Genomic DNA, 18,000 nt, shown 5'->3' with positions numbered 1-18,000 from the left:
GATCAAAATCAAGAGCGCGGCGGCCTTCCGGCCGGCCTGGGTGTTGGCGCCGAATCATTGCGGCACCGCCCTGATCACGGCCCTGGGCCCTTGGGCCGCTGGGGTTGCGCCGGGGATGCCCTTCTCTACCGAGGGCAATTGCGGTGCCTGCATATCCGGCATGGCCCAGCTTCTTTCCGGCTGCAGGCCACCTTGGGCGCGGCGCATGAAGTCGTAGCGGTTCAGGGTGATACTGCGCCCCGCTCCGCTGTCGCGGATGATGTAAGGGCGTAAAAACACCATCAGATTGGTTTTGTTCACGCTGCGTTTTTCATTGCGAAACAACGCACCAAGCCCGGGGATATTCGACAGCCAGGGCACGGCGTCGTTGCTCTGGCTGTAGCCGTCTTGCAGCAGACCGCCGAGGACCATGATCTGTCCGTCATCCAGCAGGATGCTGGTGTCGATTGCGCGTTTGTTGGTGACGGTGCCGGCATCCACCGACGCGCGCTGATCGACGCTGCTGACTTCCTGGTAGATGTCCAGTTTCACCGTGCCGCCTTCGGAAATCTGCGGGCGCACATTCAGTTTCAACCCGACTTCTTCGCGCTGTACGGTCTGGAATGGGTTGTTGCTGGTGCCGCCGCCTCCGGTCACATAGCTGCCGGTGACAAAGGGGATGGTCTGCCCGACAAAAATGCTCGCGGCTTCGTTATCCAGGGTCAGCAGGTTGGGGGTCGACAGCACGTTGGTGCCGCCTTTGCTTTTCAGGGCTCGGGCTAAAACCTTGAGGTCGAGCACTTTGCCTATTCCCGGAATATCCACCGTGCCGTTGACCAAGCCGATGTTCAGGCCTTTGGGCAAGACATCGATGCTGGTCTTGCTGGTGGGTGTGCCGTTGAGCCCGCTGCCTCCCAGGTTGACCCCGCCGAAACCACCAGTGCCGGCCAAATTGCCGGCCTGCCATTGCACGCCGAACTCGCTGGCATCGTCTTCGTTGACTTCGACGATCAGGCTTTCGATCACCACCTGGGCCCGGCGCTGGTCGAGCATGTCGATCACTTCCCGCAGGTTGCGGTACAGCGGGTCCGGCGCGGAAATCAACAGGGTGTTGGTGGTGGCGTCGGCCTGGATGGTGACGCCGCCTGCGCTGAACGCGGTGTTCTGGTCGCTCTGGGTCGTGCTGCTGCCCTGGGTGCTGGCGGCACTGGCGCCCTGGGCATAGCCGCTGCTGCCTGTACTGCCATTGAGGTTGCCGCTGGCGGTGGGTGTGCCGCTGCTGTTCTGGCTGCTGCCCTGGGCGCTTTGTCCGGAGCCGCCCATGCCGCTCAGCATCGAACGGGCATTGTCGTTGCCACCGCTGTCGCTTTCACCGGTCAGCAAGCCGCGCAGAGCCTGGGCCAATTTGCCGGCCTGGGCGTTGCGCAGGTAGACCACGTGCAGGTTGCTGGGGTTGCTTTGGGCGTTGTCCAGTTTGTAGATCAGGTTGCGTGCCAGTTCGGTCCGTTCCGGGCTGCCGGCGCGGATGATGATCGAGTTGGAGCGTGGGTCGCCGATCACGTTGATTTTTTGCGTCTGGTCGCCGCCCTGATTTTCCAGGAGTTCGGCCACCATGGCCGCGATATCGACCGCGATGCCGTTTTGCACCGCCACCACATCGGTATCGATGGCGCTCGGGGTGTCGATGCCGTCGATAATCTGCGCCACCCGTTGCAGGTTTTCCGCGTAGTCGGTGACGACGATGCTGTTATTGCCCGGGTAGGCGTTGATCGGATTATTCGGCGAAACGATCGGGCGCAGCACCGGGATCAGGTTCACCGCGTTCTCATATTGCAGGCGAAAAGTCCGGGTCAACATGCCGTTGCCCGCGGGTTTGTCGGCGCTGTAGATCGGCCCGCCCAGCAGCTTGGCATCGGCCTCGGGCACCACCTGGGCCACGCCGCCCACATCCACCACGCTGAAGCCCTGCATGCGCAGCGCCGCGAGCAACATGGCATAGGCCTGATGAGCCGGGACCTGCCCCTCGCTGACCAGGGTCAAAGTGCCTTTGACCCGCGGGTCCACCAGGAACTGCTGGCCGGTGGAACGGGACAACGCCCGCACCACGGCCTGGATATCGGCCTCGACAAAGTTCAGCTGCACCGGCTGCTCACCCAGGGGGTTGCGCGCTGCGCTGCCACGGGTATTGGCAGCGTGGCCACGGGCGCTGTTGGTCACCGGGTGCTGCACCCTTGGCCGCGGCTCCAGGCTGCTGGCCGGGCGCTGGCGGTCGAGCAAGGCGTCGCCGCTGCGTCGGGTATCGGCCAGGGGTTGGCCCAGTTCACTGTCCACCAGCAAGGGCGGCGGTGTCGGCGACTGGGTGTTGCTGCACGCTCCCAGGGCGAGCAATAGCAGGGGCGCGGCCTTGCGACAGCGCGCGGTGTTGGAGCCTGACCACTTCATGAAGCTTCCTTAGCGCCAAGCGCCTGATCCATGCGAACGGTTCCGGACAATGTGCCGGCCGAATCTTCGGCCTGGGCCGCGCCTGCGCGTTGCAGGCGAGCCTCGGACACCTCCAGGGAAAATTGCCGGGGGCTACCCAGCAGCCAGCCGACCACGGCATCCGCCGGGGCCTCTTGAAAAGTCAGGCGCCAACTGCCGGGCGCCGCAGCATCGGGGGCCTGCAATTGATAACGGTCCTTGAGCCCGGCACTGTCCAGGGCCTGGCGCAACGCCGGTTCCAGGTCCGCGCCAGGGGTTGGCCGCGGGTCGCTGGCGAGCTCTTGCAGCAGCACGTGCAAGGCTTCGGCCTGGGCCCGCAGCTTGGGGGTTTCGGTTTGCCAGTAATCGATCCTGGCCAGCGCCGGCTGGATCAGCAGCATCCACAGCAGCAGGCCGGACAGCCCCAGGCCCATGCCCGCCAGCAGGCGCTTCTCCCGCAGCGCCAGGCCGCTCCACAGCTGTTCGGCCTGGCTTCGCAGGCGCTGCCAGCGCAATCGATACGGGGCCAACGCGCGCTTACTCATCCGCGGCCTCCTTGGCAGCCGTGGCCTCGGCGGACTCGGCCAGGGGGCCCAGGGTCCAGCCGTGTTCATCGCGAACGGCGGCAAAACCGGCCTGGGTCAAGGCCGCTTGCCAGTCGCCTGGCGCGCCCTGCTGGCTATCGTTCGATAGCCTCAGGTGCAGGCGCCCTTGCTCGAACTCCAGTTGCTGCACGCCGCCGACCATAAACGGCATGGCCTTGCCCGCCAGTTGCAACAGGCTGGCAAAGCGTTGCCCGGGGTCAGCCGCCGTGCCGCTCTGGGGGGCGGCCAATTGCTGGCGGGCCTGTTGCAACGGGTTGAGAATCACCGGCAATTCGGGGAAGGCCTGTTTCACCCGCTGGCTCATCTGCGCCTTGAGCCGCTGACCCTCTTCGGCCTGTCGTGCCGCGTACAGGTTCAGGCCCAGGGCCCAGATCGCCACGGCCAGGGCGCCGCACGCCAGCGCCCGGCCCCAGCCGGCCGCGCCGACACGGGGCGCGTCGAGCCCACCGTGCAGGCCCCAGGTTGGTGCCGCGCCGCTCCAGCGTTGTGCCGTGCCCAGCGCCTGCGCCGTTGCCGGAGCGCCCTCGCCGACCCACTGCAACTCGGCGCCCGAGGCCAGCAGGTCCTGCAGTGCCTGCTGGCCCAAGGGATGCACCGCGCCCTGTTGCAGGCTATGGCGCAACAACAAATGCTCCGCCGCCAGGGCCACCGTCAGCCGTCCAGGGGGCGGCAGCGCCAGGGCATAGGGCGCCGGGTACAGGCCGCGCACCTTCAGCTGCACCTGGGCCAGGACCCGACCCAGGTGGGCCAGGCGCACCTTGGGCAGCCAGGCAATCTGCACCAGGCCATTGCTCTCGCGGGGGCCGTGGGCCACATGCATCTCCTGCAACGGCCCGAGGATCAGCGCCTGGGCCGCGCAATTCACCGCCGCCGCGACCTTGGCCGTCGGCAACAGCGGCAATTCGAGGCTGGTCAGCAGGCTGTCCTGGGGGTGCAGGAAGCACTCCAGCGCCAGCGCCTTGTGCGCCAGCCCCAGTTGCGCCAGGCTGCCCTGGCCCTCACGGCTGACCTGTCCGGCGCGGTCCAGCCAGGCAAACTGCACCAGGCTTTCGGCGCTCAGGTGTTCCAGGGCCGGCAAGGCGACCCGCAACCGGCTCATGCCCCCACCCGCGACCAGATCACCTGTGGCAGGCGGTCTTCGGGCCGATGCAACAGCGCCTGAAGATGCAGCCGGCGCTGCTCGCGGCGAACCTGCCCATTGAGCTGAAACCACTCGCTGGTGATCCCCACCTGGACCTGGTCCAGGGCCAGCCCCTTTAAACGCAGGCGGTTGAAAAAGTCCCCGCGGTTGATAAACCAACGACCGCCGTCACGCTCGGCCACCAGAGCCCGGGCCTGAGGCAAACCCAGGCCCGGCACCACTGCGCTGAGCACCTCGGCACTGGCGGTGTTGCCGTTGACCCAGGTGTTGCTCGGCAACAGGCTGATATAGGCCGCCAGCTGCTTCAGCCGGCGTTCATCCAGCCCTTTCAGGCCCCGCAGGTCATCCAGGCTGCGCAGCATCGGCTGTCTGGCCGGCAGCAGGCGCGCGGCACTGCCCGGTGAGGTTTCACGGCCGCTGTCGAAGCCGTTCTTCACCGGCACTGGCGCCAGCCGCTCAGGCAGCAGGTCATAGGAGGCGATCACTCGCTGGCTGATGCGTCGGCCAAGGTTGGCGTCGATGCCGAGCAGCGCGCACAGGCGCTGGAAGTTCTGCAATTGGGCGGCGTCCGGCTGCTGATTGAGCACCAGGTTGCGCAGGTTGAACTTGCCCTGCTCATCCTCCAGCCGACCCTCAAACACGCCGCCAAGGTTGCTCGCCTGGATCCCGCCCAGAGGCTGGGCCCATGCCTGATCGAGGCGGGTCAGGACCTCGTGCTGGCGCGCCTCCCACAGCAGTTGGCGGCTCAGTTCCAGGCTGCCCTGCAACTGCCAGTTGCCCTGGATCCGCAGTTGCTCGGCCTCCAGGGTGCGGGTGAACAGGGTCTGCCGGGTGAGCATGCCTCCGGCGATGACCGCGACCACGGCAGCAATCAGCAAGGCACTGATAATCGCCATGCCGCGCTGCTTCGCCGGCTTCGGCGAATGGGTTTTCATGGTCGCCCTTACAGCTGCCAGGAGCCGATATCGGCATTCACACCGTCGCCATCGGGTTGCCCGTCGGCCCCCAGGGAAAACACGTCGACCTCACCGTTGGCGCCCGGGTTGAGGTAGTGATAAGGCCGGCCCCAGGGGTCGTTGGGCAGGCGCTCCAGGTAAGAGCGCCAGTTGCTGTTTTTGGCATCGGCCGGGCGCTCTGCCAGCACCTTCAGGCCCTGGGTCATGTTCGGGTAGCTGCCGTGGTCGAGGCGGTAGAGTTTCAGCGCCTGCATCAACCCGCCAATGTCCTGCTTCGCCGCCGTGGCCCGCGCCTGGTCCGGCCGGTCAAGGACCTTGGGCACCACCATGGCCGCCAGGATCCCGAGAATGACCACCACTACCATGATCTCGATCAGGGTGAAGCCACGCTGGCCGCGAGGGCCTCGGGGCGGGGACGTGAAGTGCGCGATATCCATCTCGACATTCCTTGGCTTGATTGCGGATTCGTCGCGCAGTGTTGCAAGAAGATATGTCAGTGGTATTGAAAATCCTCGGGTGTTTCGGTCGCCAATCGGTCAAGCCCGAAGGCTAGTCTGCGGGCCTGTTTCCCGGCCCGAGCACGCCATGCCACACCCGCGTAATGAGCAAGGCTTTACCCTGATCGAAGTGCTGGTGGCGCTGGCGATCATCGCCGTGGCCATGTCGGCGGCCGTGCGCGTGGCCGGGGTCATGACCCAGAGCAACGGCCTGTTGCGGGACAAATCCATCGCCATGCTGGCCGCCCAGAGCCGCCTCGCCGAAGTGCGCCTGGAGGGCCGCCCGAGCCTGGGCAGCCAGGTGTTCGAGTGCGACCAGGGCCGCCTGCAATTGCGTTGCGAACAGGTCATCAGCCAAGGGCCGCAGGCGCGGCTGTTCAAGGTCAGCGTGCAGGTGCTGGACCGGCGCCAAGACGGACCGCCCCTGGCGCGCCTGGAAACCCTGGTGGGCCGCGCGCTGCTGAAGAAGTTGCCCTAGGCCGCTCTAGGGCCGGGTGAGAATCGGCAAGGCCGGCGGCTCCGCTGGCTTGGGCAGGCTCAGGCGCGTGGTTTCGCCACGACGCTCGATCAGCACCGCATCGCCTTCGATCGCCGCCAGGCGCACGCCCTGGCTCAGGCGCTCGCCCTGCATGAAACTGCGTGGCGGGCCGTCGTTGAGGCTGAGGATCGCCACCGCGCCATGGGCCCCGCTGAGTACCCCGGAGACCTTGATCTGCACCGGCGCCGGGCGATTGGAAAACCACTGCAGCGCCGGGTTGTCGTTGCGCTCCGCCAGCACCTGGGGCGCCACGGGCGGGGTGTGGGACTCGGCGGAGGTGAGCAGCAATGATGACCAGGTCGCAACCCCGGCCAGGGCGGCCAGCAAGGCCAGGCCCTGGACCGCGTGCGCAGCTGAAATACGATGGGCGAATGCCATGGATGGGACCTCCTGATTGTCCGTGCCGACAGCCTACAGGCCAATTCTCACGTTTTTATTTCACACGCCCATCATCTTCGCCGTGCAGCATCGGATCGACGCAAGGGAGCGCGAACATGAACAACCTCAAGCAACAGGGCTTCACCCTGATCGAGCTGATGGTGGTGCTGGTGATCATCGGCATCGCCAGTGCGGCCGTCGGCCTGAGCATCAAGCCCGACCCGCTGCAACAGCTGCGCAAGGATGCCGAGCGCTTGAGCCAATTGCTGCAAATGGCCCAGGCCGAGGCACGGGTCGATGGGCGCCCGATCACCTGGCGCGCGGACGCCAAAGGCTATGGCTTCAGCCGGCGCAGCGCCGACGGCCAGGGGCTGGAGCACTTCGCGGGCGACCCGCAATTGCATGCACGGTCCTGGGACAGCACGCCGATGCAGGTGCGCATCGAGCCCCGGCAAACCCTGGTGCTGGACGCCGAGTGGATCAACCCGCCGTTACGCCTGGTGCTGTCCGACGGGCAGCACAGCCTCGACCTGCAACGCGACGCGGATGGCCGGTTGCGGCTGGTGAACCAGCCATGAAGCGGCCGCAGCAGGGGTTTACCCTGATCGAAGTGATGGTGGCGATCATGCTCATGGCACTGGTCAGCCTGATTGCCTGGCGCGGGCTGGACAGCGTGACCCGCGCCGACCGTCATCTGCAGGCCAGCACCGAGCAGACTGAAGCCTTGTTGCGCGCCTTGAACCAGTTGCAGCGCGACATCAGCTTGCGGGCCGGGATCGAACTGGCGGAACCCGAACAGGCCTCGGCCGAACCTCGGGAAGACCCGCCACGACCCGCCGCGCCACCGGCCCTGAGTGTGCGCAGCTCGGACAGCAAGGGCTTTCGCCTGGACCTGATCCGCAGCGCGGCGGTCCCGGGTGCCGGCCTGCAACGGGTGCGTTGGTGGCTCAAGGGCGACACCCTGTACCGCGCCGCCGCCCCCGCCGGCGACCGCTACCCCTGCCCGCGCCGAAACAGGCGGTGGCGGTGCTGAGCCAGGTCAGCGACCTGCAACTGCGGGTCTGGGACCCCGACAAAGGCTGGCGACAACTCAGCGGCAATCGCCAGGACAACCCACCCGGCCTGGAAATCAGCCTGGTGCGCCAGACACCCCAAGGCGTGGAACGCTACCGCCAAGTGCTCGGCCCCCTGCAATAACCTGTAGCCGCTGCCACCAGGCTCGGGCGGACGCTGGCCCGTATGGGCGCCGGGATACATCCGGAAGGAATGCATGGGTTGGAGGGACAGCGCGGCCCGAGCCTTCGGCAGCGGCTACAGGGCCTAACTGAGCAGGACCACGCCGCCCGGCAGTTCAGTGCATTTGGCGCCGTAGGCGTCGCGGATCAGCAGGGCCACGCCGGCCAGCTGGTTGAGGCTGAAGCGTGCCTGGACCTTGCGCTTGCCCAACTCGGCGTTGAGCAGCACCAGCATCCCCGGGCGATAGCGGTTGATCTCATCGATCACGGTGTTGAGGCTGGCGTTGTCGAACACCAGGACCTGCTCGCGCCAGGCAACCACCGCCTGGGTGTCCACCACCTGCGGTTGGCCGATGCCCTGGGCGTCGTAGATCAGTTGGCGGCCCGCCTCCAACGCCATGCTGCGTCCACCCACCGCCACCGCCACCGAACCTTCGATACAGGTGACGCAGACCCGGCTGTCGGTGTTGCGCACGTTGAAGCGCGCCCTTGTCGCGCTCAGCCAGCCGGCGCCAGCCTGGACCTTGAGCGGCCGCGCAGCCTGGGCCAGGACCTCGACTTCGCCCTGCAGCAACTCGATGCCCTGCTCGCCCTCAGCCAATGCCCGGCGGTTGATGCGGGTCTGAGTGTTGAGTTCGAGGCTGACGCCCTCGGCCAGTTCAACTCGCCGTTGCTCACCGACCTCGGTGCGGTAGTCGGCCGTCAACCCGGCAAAACCGCCGGGCACCGTGAGCCGCACCATAAACAAGGCCGCCGAGGCAGCAATCGCCCCACCCAGGAACGCCCGCCGCCCGAAACGCCGGGGCTGCGTCGCCTGCTGCCAGTGCTCGGCGGCGGGCGCCAACTGCTGCCACAGGGCCTTGGCCTGCTCGAAGGCCCGGGCATGCTCCGGGCTCTGCGCGCACCATTGGCGCAAGGCCCTGGCGTCGGCCACGGTGGCCTGGCCCGAGGTCAGGAGCAGCAGCCAGTCGCGGGCCTCGCTGTGCAGTCGGCTGTCTGGCGTATCCCGAGCAGTGGAAATGCTAAAAATATTCAAGCGCGCAAATACTCACGGATTAATCAGGGACTCGTTGACTAAGACGGTTTTCCGGCCCCGGGACCGAACCGCTGGATGACTTTTCTTTCCAGGCGCAAGGCGCAGTGCCCCAGGGCGGCCTTGAGTTCCTTCTCCACCATGCGCGTGGAAATGCCGAAGCGCTGGGAGATTTCCAGGTGCGGCGCTTCTTCCAGGCGCGCCGCGATAAAAATCTTGCGCCGCCGCGCCGGCAGTTCATAAAGGGCCTTGAGCAGGGTCTGGATCTCTTTCTGGCCGCCTACCACCCGCGACGGGTCCTGGGCTTCATCGGCCACCTGCAACAGCTCTTCGACTTCGCTGCCGGTCAACAGCCGGGCATCGGACTGGCGCCGGTCGGCGGCAATGTTCAGGGCCATGCGGTACAGGTAGGCATTGGGTTGCAGCAGGTTCGGCGGGACCTCCATGCGGTCGACCCGCAGGTAGGTTTCGTGGAGGACATCGTTGGCCAGGTCCTCCGAGCCCAGGCGTCGGCGCAGACGCACCTTGAAATCCTCGTAGGAGGTCAAGAACAACCTGACCATCGGACTGTGCCCGGTATTTTTCATACCCCGGAAGCTCCTTCCCGTGCTGTGCATTCCATGCGTGTTCCTGTGGTGTCCGGCATCAAAAGTAAGGTCAGCGGCTGGCGCAACGAACTCGGCGCCAGGCGTTCGACCCGGGTACTGCCCAGGCTGCGGACCAGCGCTTCATCGCGCTGGACATCACCCGTGGAACTGACCAGGCGGCTGTGCTCAATGCTGCCGTCAGGGCCGATCCAGACCTGCACCAGCGCCCGGAAACTGCCCGGGCGGGTCAATGGCGAGCGGCACAGGCTGCGCTCGATCGCCTGCTGCAACGCCGTGGCGTAGCTGCTGTTGATCCGTGCCGCACGTGGCCCCTTGGGTGACAGTGGCTGACTGGCCTCGGGCACCTGCAGGGTGAACGCATCGCTGCGGGCATAACGCGCCACCAGGCCGCTGCCGGTGAGCAACAGGCCCAAGGCTTCGCGCGCGCTGTAACGGCCGTGCACCCCAATCGAGCGCCGGCCCCGGGTCAACTCGCGGTCCACCAGCACCGCCATCCCGGTCGAACGACTGAAAGCTTCCAGGGCGTCCGCCAGGTTTTGCGCCGGCAGGTCCAGCGCCAGCAACTGCGGCGAGTCGATCTGCGGCGGCCCCAATGGCTCGGCCCGCAGCAGGCCGGGCATGGCCAGGCCCAGCAGCACCGCCAGGCAACAGCCCGCGAAACGTGCGTGCACCCAAGACCGCCGCTCGACCTCTGCTCTGCATCGCTGCACGGCTGACGCGTCCCTGAAAACCGTCATCCTGAGGCCAGTTTATGAATCTGATGTTACGGTGATAGCAAAAAAAACATCACCTTTGGCCCAGGGCCCCTGCACTACACTCAGGTCCCATACCGGCCCACTCCTTCGGGCCCGCCAGGAGGCCCAGATGAAGCTGTTTCCGACCCTCGCCAGCCTGTTGCTGTGCGCCGCCCTGCCCTTCGCCGCCCTGGCCGAAGAGCCCGCCACCGGCTGCGTCGACGTCAGCGTCGGCGGTTACAAGGCGCCGGACTACGGCTGCCTGAGCCAGCAGATGGGCGGCACCCCGGACGCCGCCAAGGCCGCGCAGCACAACCAGCAGGCGCAGACCGTGCCGGTAGAGAAACGCCCGCCGAACCAGATCGGCCTATCGACCCCAGCCGCCACCAGCGTGCGCATGGGCAATACATTCGGCACCTCGGTGAAGCCGCAACGGCCATAAGACACAGCACAATGCCATCGCCGCGAGCGCCAGGCCGGCCGCGGCGCTACACCCGCTGCGGGCATGGGAGTAACCTTGCGTCCATTGCCTTGCTCAGGATGTATCGATGGAACTGCATGTCGTCATCAACGGCCGCAAGGACCTGGCCGACCAGCTCTACCAGCAACTGCGCAGCGCCATCGAATCCGGGCGCCTGGCCGCCGGGGCCCAGTTGCCCCCCAGCCGTCTGTTGGCGCAACAACTGGGCATTTCACGCAAGACCGTGTCCGACACCTATGCCCTGCTGACCTACGACAACCTACTGATCGGCAAGATCGGCCGTGGCACCTTCGTCAATGCCCGGGCGGTCAAGGTCGAACGCAAACAGGCGGCCCAGGACCTGGCCTGCGCCGCCAACCTGGAGAAATGGCAGAACCTGCCCTGGCCCCTGCGCCACCCCTCCCTGGAAAGCACCGCGCGCTATGAATTCATCGGCGGCGCGACCCGGCGCAATCAGTTTCCCCAGGAGGAATGGCGGCGCTGCACCCAGGAAGCCCTGCGGCGCATGGCCGAACACGGCGGGTTCTACAGCCAGCCGGAGGGCTTGCCGGCCCTGCGCAGCGCCATCGCCGGGCACGTGGCGTTTTCCCGGGGCGTGGTCTGTACCGAGCACGACATTGTGATTTGCAACGGTGCGCAACAGGCCCTGGACCTGATCGCCCGGGTGGTGCTCGAACCCGGCAGCCTGGTGGCCATGGAAGACCCCGGCTACAGCCCGGCGCGCATGCTATTCAGTGCCCAGGGCGCGACGGTGATCGGGGTCCCGGTGGATGAGCAAGGGTTGCAGGTGGCGTTGATCCCCGATGGCGTGCGGCTGATTTACGTCACCCCGTCGCACCAGTTCCCCCTGGGCATGCCCATGAGCCAGGCACGGCGCGAGGCCCTGTTGCAGCGGGCGCAGCAACTGGGGGCAATTGTCATCGAGGACGATTACGACTGCGAGTTTCGCTACGAAGGACGGCCCACCGACTCGCTGCAAAGCCTGGACAGCCATGGGGTGGTGGCCTACGTCGGGACCTTTTCCAAGACCATGCTGCCGCAGCTGCGCCTGGGTTATGGGGTGCTGCCGCCGGCGATCATCGGCGCGGTGGTGCGAGCCAAGCACCTGACCGACTGCCACACCTCGACCCTGGCGCAGTGGGCCCTGGCCAAGTTCATCAGCGATGGCTGCCTGCTCAAGCATATCCGCCGCTGCCACACGGTCTATGCCGGGCGCCGCGAGCGTATCCTGCAGCGCCTCGACGGCGACCTTTCGCCCTGGCTGCAAGCCATTCCCTCCACCGCCGGCTTCCACATGGCGGCCTTGTGCAAGGTGCCGGTGAACCTGCCGTTGCTGCTGGAGCGGGCGAAACAGGCCGGGATCGGGCTGTACTCCCTGGACGGTTTCTTCAACGACACGCCGGTCAGAAGCGGGTTGTTCATCGGGTTTGGCGCCATTGAAACCCTGGACATCGATCCGGCCTTGGACCAGGTGCGCGACATCCTGCGGCAGATCGCCTGAGCAGTGGTCTGCCGTTCTTTGCCGGGATTGGCCATAGGTCGGGGCGCTGAGCGGGATTAGTCTGGGTCGGTCTTTTCATTGAGCACGAGAACCAGACCATGAACCCATTGACCGCTGCCCTCGCCGCCCTGGCGCTGCTGACCTCCCTGGGCGCCGCCGCCCATGAACCGGTGTACGGCCAGGAAAAGCTGGCGATTCTCCAGGAACAGGCCTTGAGCAATATGCCTGGAAAGAAAGCCCTGATGCTGACCGTGGACTACGCCCCGGGCCAGGCCACGGTGCCCCATCGGCATGCCGGCGCGGCCATGGCTTATGTGCTGCAGGGCGCGATCACTTCGCGGGTCAATGACCAGCCGGCGATAACCTACAAGGCCGGGCAGTCCTGGTTCGAGCCTGCCGGTTCGCGGCATCCGGTGTCGAGCAATGCCAGCCAGACCGAGCCGGCGAAGCTCTTAGTGTTCATGTTGATGGATGAGCAGGACGCGGTGTTGACGCCGTTGGAGAAGTAGCGGCGGGGATGGTGGGGTTGGGCGTTGCCATTATCGGGTGCAATGAAAAAGCCCCGTATCTCGCGATACGGGGCTTTTTGGGTTAACGCTCGATCAGGCCGTTACAGGCTCGATTGACCGCTCAGTGCCAGGTCCAGCAGTTCACGGTTGGCCACCGCGTACATGGCGTAGTCAGTGCCGACTGCGGCACGGATTTCCACCATCATGGCGCGCCAGCGATCGGCCATGCTCGCGTTCTGCTCCAGCCACAGGGCCACGCGGGCTTCCATGTCGTCCGGCGCATCGGCCATTTGCAGAACCTTGATGGTGATCGCCCGTTGCTGCCAGTCCACGTCGTCGCGGAAGGCTTCGCGGGCCTGGGCCTGCCAGTTGTTGCCCACTGGCAGATCGCTGATCTGCTGCAGGTACCACGGCAGGTCCAGGGCGCTGCCCACAGCGAAGTAGGCCTTGGCCACATCGGCGGCGCTCTGACCAGTGACGTCAGCGGCTTCGATGATCGGCAGCAGGGTGTACAGGTGAGTGGTGCCTGCAACCATGCGCGCCAGCAACTCCGGCACACCGGCTTCGACATACGCCTGATAACGGTTCTGCCAGCCTTCGCGGGTCGGGCCTTCCAGCAGTTCGTCGAGCTTGAGGCCCAACGCCGCCAGGTGCGGACCGAAGTGGGCGACGTCGCGCGCTGCATCCTGCTCGTTGCGACGGCTGCGCAGGAACCAGCGCGTGGCACGACGGCCCAGGCGCATCAGCTCATCCATCAACGCCAACTGCACTTCAGCCGAAACCTGGTGGTCCAGGGCTTCGATCTGACGGAACCAGTGCGGGAGGTGGAAGATGTCACGCACGATCACATAAGCACCGGCCACGTTCGCCGGGCTCATGCCGGTGGACTCCTTCAAGCGCTGCACGAAGGTGATGCCCATGTGGTTGACCAGGTCGTTGGCGATCTGGGTGCTGACGATTTCGCGCTTCAGGCGGTGACGACGCATGGCCTCGGAGAACTTGGCAACCAGGCTTGGCGGGAACGCGGTCTCCATGTCACGGGTCAGGTAGTCGTCATCCGGTACCAGGGACTTGAGCAGTGCTTCCTTGAGGTCGATCTTGCTGTAGGAGATCAGCACCGACAGCTCTGGACGGGTCAGGCCCTTGCCCGCCGCGGCGCGCTCGGTGAGCTGCTCCTCGGTCGGCAGGTACTCGATGGCGCGGTCCAGCTTGCCCCGGCCTTCCAGGTCGCTCATCAGGCGCTTGTACTCGGCAGCACGCTCGTAGGCACGACGCGCGGCCAGGGACAGGGCCTGGGTCTGCTTGTAGTTGTTGCCCAACACCAGGCTGCCGACTTCGTCGGTCATGCTCGCCAGCAGCTGGTTGCGCTGCTTGTCGGTCATGTCGCCGGCCTGCACCACTTCGTTGAGCAGGATCTTGATGTTCACTTCGTGGTCGGAACAGTCCACGCCACCGGCGTTGTCGATGAAGTCGGTGTTGGAACCGCCGCCATTGAGGCCGAACTCCACACGACCCAGCTGGGTCATGCCGAGGTTGCCGCCCTCGCCCACCACCTTGCAGCGCAGCTCGTTACCGTTGACCCGCAGTGCATCGTTGGCCTTGTCGCCGACATCGGCGTGGCTTTCGGTGCTGGCCTTGACGTAGGTGCCGATACCGCCGTTCCACAACAGGTCCACCGGTGCCTTGAGCAAGGCATTGAGCAGTTCGGTCGGGGTCAGCTTGTCGGCCTGGATGTCGAAGCGTTCTTTCATCTGTGGCGAGATGGCAATGCTCTTCGCGCTGCGCGAGAAGATACCGCCGCCTTCGGACATGATGCTGGTGTCGTAATCGGTCCAGGCCGAACGCGGCAGGTCGAACAAGCGCTGACGCTCGACGAAGCTGTTGGCCGGCGTTGGGTTCGGGTCGATAAAGATGTGCAGGTGGTTGAATGCGGCCACCAGTTGCAGCTTGTCGGACATCAGCAAGCCGTTGCCGAACACGTCGCCGGCCATGTCGCCGACACCGACCACGGTGATGCTGTCCTCCTGGACGTTGATGCCACGCTCGCGGAAGTGGCGCTGCACGCCGACCCACGCGCCCTTGGCGGTGATGCCCATTTTCTTGTGGTCGTAACCGGCCGAGCCACCGGAAGCGAACGCATCACCCAGCCAGAAGCCGTAGTCGATGGCGATGCCGTTGGCGATGTCGGAGAAGGTTGCGGTGCCTTTGTCGGCCGCGACCACCAGGTACGGGTCATCGTTGTCGTGACGCACCACGTTGGCCGGTGGCACCAGGGCGCCGTCTTTCAGGTTGTCGGTGATGTCCAGCAGGCCGGAGATGAAGATGCGGTAGCAGGCGATGCCCTCGGCCGCGATCTCGTCCCGGCTGCCGCCCAGTGGCAGGCGACGCGGCAGGAAGCCACCCTTGGCGCCGACCGGCACGATCACCGAGTTCTTCACTTGCTGGGCTTTTACCAGGCCCAGGACTTCGGTACGGAAGTCTTCTTCACGGTCGGACCAGCGCAGGCCGCCACGCGCCACATTGCCGAAGCGCAGGTGCACGCCTTCAACCCGTGGCGAGTAGACGAAGATCTCGAACTTCGGCACCGGTTTCGGCAGCTCTGGAATCGCGTGCGGGTTGAACTTGAAGCTGAAGTACGACTTGTTCTGGCCGTTGGCGTCGGTCTGGTAGAAGTTGGTGCGCAGGGTGGCCTTGATCAGGTCCAGGTAGCGACGCAGGATGCGGTCTTCGTTGAGCACCTGAACGTCGTCCAGGGCGGTGAGGATCGCTTGTTCCAGGCGCTGCTGCTTGTCTTCCAGGTCGTCGCTGGTGAGCTTGCGCGCCAGGTAGAAACGGGTCTTGAACAACCGGGTCAACTCGCGGGCGATGTCGGTGTGGTTGTTCAGGGTGCTGGCGATGTAACCCAGGTCGAAGCCCAGGCGGATCTGCTTCAGGTAACGGGCGTAGGCACGCAGCAGTGCGACGTCGCGCCATGGCAGGCCGGCCGTCAGCACCAGGCGGTTGAAGGCATCGTTCTCGGCATCGCCACGCACGATGTGGACAAAGGCGTCCTGCAGCGTGTCGTTGAGCTGCTGGATATCCAGGTCCAGGCCTTCGGCAGCGGTAAAGGCGAAGTCGTGGATCCAGAACTCACGGCCGTTGTTGTGACGCAGGCGATACGGGAACTCGCCCAGCACGCGCAGGCCGAGATTTTCCAGGATCGGCAGCACGTCGGACAGCGCCAACGGGGTGTCGGCGTGGTACAGCTTGCAGTGCAGCTCGCGCTGGCCCGAGACCTGGCCCAGGGGCTGGTAGAAACTCATCACCAGCGGGTTGGCTTCGGTCAGGCTCAGCAGGTGCTGCATGTCGACCACGGCCGAGTGCGCAGCGAAGCGCTCGCGGTAGCCGGCCGGGAAGCCTTTCGGGAAGTCCGCCAGCACGTTGGTGCCGTGGGCCTCGCCGAAGCTTTCGACCACCAGGCTGGCGTAGTCGTCCTGCCAGCTGCGGCAGGCCTGGACCACTTCTTTTTCCAGCAGCAGCGGGTCGATGTCGATGCGGTTCTTCGGGTCGACCCGCAGAATCAGTTGGACGCGGGCCAGTACCGACTCGGAGAAGAAGGTCCAGAACTCGCAATCCGAGGCTTGCAGGCGATCCATCAGCACTTGCTGGATCTTCTGCCGCACTTCGGTGGAGTAGATGTCGCGCGGCACATAGGCCAGGCAGTAGCAGAAACGACCGTAGGGGTCTTTGCGCAGGAACACGCGGATCTTGTTGCGTTCCTGGATCTGCACGATGGACATCACGGTGCTGAACAGTTCGTCGACCGGGGTCTGGAACAGGTCGTCACGGGGCAGTACTTCGAGGACCTGGGCCAGTTCCTTGCCCAAGTGGGCCTTGGCCTGGAAGCCCGAGCGCTGCTCGACGATTTCCACCTTGCGCCGGATGTACGGGATGACCCGCACGCTTTCGCCGTACACCGACGAGGTGTACAGGCCCATGAAACGGCATTCCTTGACCACTTTGCCGTCGGCATCGATCTGGCGGATCGATACGTAGTCCGGGTAGGCCGGACGGTGCACGCGGCTTGGGTGCGCGGCCTTGGCGAACGACAGCGGAGTCGGTTCGCGCAGGTAGTTGACGGCGTAGTCTTCGATGCGCAGGTCGTCGGCGGTGAGGCCGGCGCGCAGCAGCTTGGTCAGGCCGAGGAACGAGTTGGGGTCATATTCGATATGACCGCCGTCCTGCTCTTCGCGAACCACAAATTCTTCATAGCCGAGGAAGGTGAAGTGGTTGCCCACCAGCCATTCCAGGAAGCTCTTGATTTCGGTTTTTTCGTCCGCCGCGATGGCGAACTGGCTGTTATCGATGCCGTCGATCAGTTCCTGGACCTTGACCTTCATCGGTTCAAAGTCGGCCACTGCGACGCGCACTTCACCCAGCACCTGCTCCAGTTCCTTGCTCAGTACATTGAGCTCGGCGGCGTTGGAGCAACGGTCGATTTCCAGGTACATCAGCGATTCTTGCTGGATGCCTTCGCCGTGGGTGCCCTTGGGCAGGATTTCCAGCAACTCGCCCTTGCTGCCGCGACGCACGCTGAGCACGGTGGTTTGCAGGGTATGGATGCTGTAGCCGCGACGGTTGAGCTCGGTACGCACCGAGTCGACCAGGAACGGCAGGTCATGGTGCAGGACCTCGACCGCGGTGTGGGTCGACTGCCAGCCGTGGCGTTCGTAGTCGGGGTTGTAGACGCGCACTTGCGGTTGCGCGTGATCGAAGCGCTCAAGCAGGCGCCAGGCTGACAAGGTGCAGCCCGCCAGGTCGGACAACCGACGCTGGGTGAGTTCGTCCAGGGAAATGATGCCGAAGAATTGTTCAGCGAACAGCGCCACTTGTGGCAGTGCCTGTTCACTGATGTGCTGCGCCAGTGCCGCTTGCAGTTGGTGCTGGAAGTCGGCTTTGCTGGCTGCGGTGAAGAACGCCATCTGTGGTACTCCGCTTGGGCTTGTTATTGATGGAAGCGTCGCGTGCAATCCCCTTGCGGGGTCAAGCGTCACCCTGCTCCTGATCTCGGGCAGAGGTTGCAGGATGACAAGGTGGTGAAGCTGGACGGGACACTCGGGTCACATTCACCTTCGCTGCGATGGGCATCTGCAAAAACGACTGACGCATCACGCGCACAATGCCTTTACAGGTGTCCATCCGTTGCGCAGCTTAACGAGTGCGGCAAGGCCGCTGCTTGCGATGCTGCGACATATTCGGTCATTGGCACGCACCCGACGCGCCGCACCCCGCACAACACTAGCAGCCAGCGGACCGAACCGTGGCCTGAACCTGGTTTTCGGGGTACTGGCGTACCAGAAATGACC

At 65.3% G+C, this 18,000-nt stretch carries 15 protein-coding genes and 1 pseudogene; 6 read left to right on the top strand and 10 right to left on the bottom strand.

The features are described 5' to 3' along the window. Nucleotides 1–54: 54 nt before the first annotated feature. From gspD to gspG, 5 genes are read right to left on the bottom strand one after another with little or no spacing between them, the layout of a single operon-like run. Nucleotides 55–2,421: a type II secretion system secretin GspD gene (gspD, locus tag JFU57_RS21985; protein ID WP_201130762.1), complete on the bottom strand. Its 2,367-nt coding sequence runs from the start codon at nt 2,419–2,421 to the stop codon at nt 55–57. Continuing rightward, entirely contained in the window at nt 2,418–2,984 is a 567-nt protein-coding gene (gspM, locus tag JFU57_RS21980) for a type II secretion system protein GspM (RefSeq protein WP_201130761.1), read from the bottom strand. The genes gspD and gspM overlap by 4 nt, the downstream gene beginning before the upstream one ends. Next, nucleotides 2,977–4,143 carry a type II secretion system protein GspL gene (gspL, locus tag JFU57_RS21975; protein ID WP_201130760.1) on the bottom strand — a complete coding sequence of 389 codons (1,167 nt, stop codon included), beginning with the start codon at nt 4,141–4,143 and terminating at the stop codon, nt 2,977–2,979. Before gspL ends, gspM begins: the two co-directional genes overlap by 8 nt. Beyond that, nucleotides 4,140–5,120: a type II secretion system minor pseudopilin GspK gene (gene gspK / locus JFU57_RS21970; protein WP_201130759.1), complete on the bottom strand. Its 981-nt coding sequence runs from the start codon at nt 5,118–5,120 to the stop codon at nt 4,140–4,142. Before gspK ends, gspL begins: the two co-directional genes overlap by 4 nt. An 8-nt stretch (nt 5,121–5,128) precedes the next feature. After that, the gene (gene gspG, locus JFU57_RS21965; RefSeq protein WP_078473767.1) at nt 5,129–5,578 is read right to left on the bottom strand and encodes a type II secretion system major pseudopilin GspG; all 450 of its coding nucleotides are present in this window, start codon (nt 5,576–5,578) and stop codon (nt 5,129–5,131) included. Nucleotides 5,579–5,726: 148 nt separating this feature from the next. Here gspG and gspI point away from each other — a divergent pair, with 148 nt between their 5' ends. After that, on the top strand, nt 5,727–6,116 hold the full coding sequence (gene gspI, locus JFU57_RS21960; RefSeq protein WP_078473766.1) for a type II secretion system minor pseudopilin GspI: 390 nt from the start codon (nt 5,727–5,729) through the stop codon (nt 6,114–6,116). 6 nt (nt 6,117–6,122) lie between these two features. Here the strand turns inward: gspI and JFU57_RS21955 are convergent, their stop codons facing one another. After that, nucleotides 6,123–6,554, bottom strand: a complete 432-nt coding sequence (locus tag JFU57_RS21955; RefSeq protein ID WP_201130758.1) for a type II secretion system protein N — start codon at nt 6,552–6,554, stop codon at nt 6,123–6,125. A 116-nt stretch (nt 6,555–6,670) separates the two neighbouring features. Between JFU57_RS21955 and gspH the strand changes: the two genes are divergently transcribed. Both gspH and JFU57_RS21945 read left to right on the top strand, forming a co-directional pair. Then, nucleotides 6,671–7,132: a type II secretion system minor pseudopilin GspH gene (gene gspH, locus JFU57_RS21950; RefSeq protein WP_201130757.1), complete on the top strand. Its 462-nt coding sequence runs from the start codon at nt 6,671–6,673 to the stop codon at nt 7,130–7,132. Then, a pseudogene (locus tag JFU57_RS21945) lies at nt 7,129–7,751 on the top strand (type II secretion system protein GspJ). The gene gspH and the pseudogene JFU57_RS21945 overlap by 4 nt, the downstream one beginning before the upstream one ends. Nucleotides 7,752–7,874: 123 nt before the next feature. Here JFU57_RS21945 and JFU57_RS21940 read toward each other — a convergent pair. Genes JFU57_RS21940 through JFU57_RS21930 form a run of 3 tightly spaced genes read right to left on the bottom strand, consistent with a single transcriptional unit; the run spans nt 7,875 to nt 10,050 of the window. Next, a complete protein-coding gene (locus tag JFU57_RS21940) occupies nt 7,875–8,825 on the bottom strand; it encodes a FecR family protein (RefSeq protein ID WP_078473762.1) in 951 nt (316 codons plus the stop codon). 38 nt (nt 8,826–8,863) lie between these two features. After that, nucleotides 8,864–9,409: a sigma-70 family RNA polymerase sigma factor gene (locus JFU57_RS21935; RefSeq protein WP_020296056.1), complete on the bottom strand. Its 546-nt coding sequence runs from the start codon at nt 9,407–9,409 to the stop codon at nt 8,864–8,866. Next, nucleotides 9,406–10,050 carry a secretin and TonB N-terminal domain-containing protein gene (locus tag JFU57_RS21930; protein WP_201132169.1) on the bottom strand — a complete coding sequence of 215 codons (645 nt, stop codon included), beginning with the start codon at nt 10,048–10,050 and terminating at the stop codon, nt 9,406–9,408. Before JFU57_RS21930 ends, JFU57_RS21935 begins: the two co-directional genes overlap by 4 nt. Nucleotides 10,051–10,294: 244 nt before the next feature. On the opposite strand from JFU57_RS21930, the gene JFU57_RS21925 reads away from it, so the two are divergent. The 3 genes from JFU57_RS21925 to JFU57_RS21915 all read left to right on the top strand — a co-directional run bounded on the left by JFU57_RS21925 (nt 10,295) and on the right by JFU57_RS21915 (nt 12,655). Beyond that, the gene (locus tag JFU57_RS21925) at nt 10,295–10,606 is read left to right on the top strand and encodes a hypothetical protein (protein WP_201130756.1); all 312 of its coding nucleotides are present in this window, start codon (nt 10,295–10,297) and stop codon (nt 10,604–10,606) included. Nucleotides 10,607–10,712: 106 nt separating this feature from the next. Beyond that, nucleotides 10,713–12,146 (top strand): MocR-like pyridoxine biosynthesis transcription factor PdxR, encoded by a 1,434-nt coding sequence (pdxR, locus tag JFU57_RS21920; RefSeq protein ID WP_078473760.1) that lies wholly within the window; start codon nt 10,713–10,715, stop codon nt 12,144–12,146. Nucleotides 12,147–12,244: 98 nt separating this feature from the next. After that, nucleotides 12,245–12,655 carry a cupin domain-containing protein gene (locus tag JFU57_RS21915; RefSeq protein ID WP_201130755.1) on the top strand — a complete coding sequence of 137 codons (411 nt, stop codon included), beginning with the start codon at nt 12,245–12,247 and terminating at the stop codon, nt 12,653–12,655. Nucleotides 12,656–12,756: 101 nt separating this feature from the next. On the opposite strand, the gene JFU57_RS21910 is transcribed toward JFU57_RS21915, so the two are convergent. Next, entirely contained in the window at nt 12,757–17,616 is a 4,860-nt protein-coding gene (locus tag JFU57_RS21910) for an NAD-glutamate dehydrogenase (protein WP_201130754.1), read from the bottom strand. Nucleotides 17,617–18,000 lie beyond the last annotated feature (384 nt).

The sequence above is a fragment of the Pseudomonas sp. TH07 genome (assembly GCF_016651285.1).
Classification (GTDB): Bacteria; Pseudomonadota; Gammaproteobacteria; order Pseudomonadales; family Pseudomonadaceae; genus Aquipseudomonas.
This window is presented reverse-complemented; position numbering and strand designations above follow the sequence as displayed.

What these genes read in the sequence shown, in the direction of transcription:
- JFU57_RS21955 (WP_201130758.1), bottom strand. Translation starts at nt 6,554, where the DNA reads ATGGCATTCGCCCATCGTATTTCAGCTGCGCACGCGGTCCAGGGCCTG.
- JFU57_RS21910 (WP_201130754.1), bottom strand. Translation starts at nt 17,616, where the DNA reads ATGGCGTTCTTCACCGCAGCCAGCAAAGCCGACTTCCAGCACCAACTG.
- gspG (WP_078473767.1), bottom strand. Translation starts at nt 5,578, where the DNA reads ATGGATATCGCGCACTTCACGTCCCCGCCCCGAGGCCCTCGCGGCCAG.
- gspM (WP_201130761.1), bottom strand. Translation starts at nt 2,984, where the DNA reads ATGAGTAAGCGCGCGTTGGCCCCGTATCGATTGCGCTGGCAGCGCCTG.
- gspK (WP_201130759.1), bottom strand. Translation starts at nt 5,120, where the DNA reads ATGAAAACCCATTCGCCGAAGCCGGCGAAGCAGCGCGGCATGGCGATT.
- JFU57_RS21930 (WP_201132169.1), bottom strand. Translation starts at nt 10,050, where the DNA reads ATGCCCGGCCTGCTGCGGGCCGAGCCATTGGGGCCGCCGCAGATCGAC.
- JFU57_RS21935 (WP_020296056.1), bottom strand. Translation starts at nt 9,409, where the DNA reads ATGAAAAATACCGGGCACAGTCCGATGGTCAGGTTGTTCTTGACCTCC.
- JFU57_RS21925 (WP_201130756.1), top strand. Translation starts at nt 10,295, where the DNA reads ATGAAGCTGTTTCCGACCCTCGCCAGCCTGTTGCTGTGCGCCGCCCTG.
- gspD (WP_201130762.1), bottom strand. Translation starts at nt 2,421, where the DNA reads ATGAAGTGGTCAGGCTCCAACACCGCGCGCTGTCGCAAGGCCGCGCCC.
- gspL (WP_201130760.1), bottom strand. Translation starts at nt 4,143, where the DNA reads ATGAGCCGGTTGCGGGTCGCCTTGCCGGCCCTGGAACACCTGAGCGCC.
- pdxR (WP_078473760.1), top strand. Translation starts at nt 10,713, where the DNA reads ATGGAACTGCATGTCGTCATCAACGGCCGCAAGGACCTGGCCGACCAG.
- gspH (WP_201130757.1), top strand. Translation starts at nt 6,671, where the DNA reads ATGAACAACCTCAAGCAACAGGGCTTCACCCTGATCGAGCTGATGGTG.
- gspI (WP_078473766.1), top strand. Translation starts at nt 5,727, where the DNA reads ATGCCACACCCGCGTAATGAGCAAGGCTTTACCCTGATCGAAGTGCTG.
- JFU57_RS21915 (WP_201130755.1), top strand. Translation starts at nt 12,245, where the DNA reads ATGAACCCATTGACCGCTGCCCTCGCCGCCCTGGCGCTGCTGACCTCC.